This is a genomic window from Nocardia sp. NPDC003345, from assembly GCF_053589395.1.
In genome coordinates, this window is sequence record NZ_JBSFRU010000635.1 from 1 (window position 1) to 1,016 (window position 1,016).

Annotated in this window: 1 protein-coding gene; it reads left to right on the forward strand. The window is 66.5% G+C overall.

Features of this window, described 5'->3' with window-relative positions:
• Positions 1-207 precede the first annotated feature (207 nt).
• A partial coding sequence (locus ACWDU1_RS32560; RefSeq protein WP_450004254.1) for an SAM-dependent methyltransferase occupies positions 208-1,016 on the forward strand: 809 nt, incomplete at its 3' end.

Here is a 1,016-nt window from a genome sequence, read left to right on the forward strand (position 1 = left end):
TGCTGGGTCACGATTTCGAGGTGCTCGATCCACCGGAACTCGCTACCCGGTGTGCCGAATTGGCCGCGCGGTTACTGGCCGCCGGTGGGATGGGGCAGTGATATCGGCGATACCGGTTCCGGGCCGATATCTCCCGGATCCCGGTGGAGGCGTGCCGGAATGGGGTATACCTGCGGGAAACCCCCTACCTCGTAAGGAGATTCCGCAGTGGCCGACGGCTCTATCGACCTGCGCACCGACGTGGCCCATCCGGCGCGGATGTACGACTACTTCCTCGGCGGCAAGGATTCCTACGACGCCGATCGGGCCGCCGCGGAGCAGGCATTGAAGGATTTTCCGGCGGTACGGCTGACCGCGCGCACCAACCGCGAATTCATGCGCCATGCCACGCGCTATCTCACCGAACAGGGAATCCGGCAGTTCCTCGATATCGGCACCGGTATCCCGACCGAACCCAATCTGCACCAGGTGGCCCAGGAACTCGCGCCCGAATCGCGGGTGGTGTACGTGGACAACGATCCGATCGTGCTCGCCCACGCCCGCGCCCTGCTGGTGAGTACGGGGGAGGGGCGCACCGCCTACATCCAGGCCGACGCCGCGGACCCGGAGGCCATCCTGGCCGCGCCCGAACTGCGCTCGACCCTGGATCTGTCGCAGCCGGTGGCCGTATCGCTCATGGCATTACTGCATTTCGTGCCGGGTGACACCTACGCGATCGTGAACACGTTGATGGACGCCCTGGTACCGGGCTCCTATCTCGCGATGTCCCATGTGACGACGGAATTCGACGAGGGCCCCGACGATCCCGAAGGGATGGCGCGGCTGCTGCAGGTCTACCAGGATCGGGGAATCCCGGTGCGCCCGCGTAACCGCGACGAGGTGGAGCGGTTCTTCGACGGGCTGGAACTGGTGGATCCGGGGGTCGAGGTGATCCATCGGTGCGCGCCAGTTCCGCGGTCCGGGCGGGGTTCCCGGGGACGGGTCCGGCGGTGTCCGGGACGAGCGGTGAACCCGTA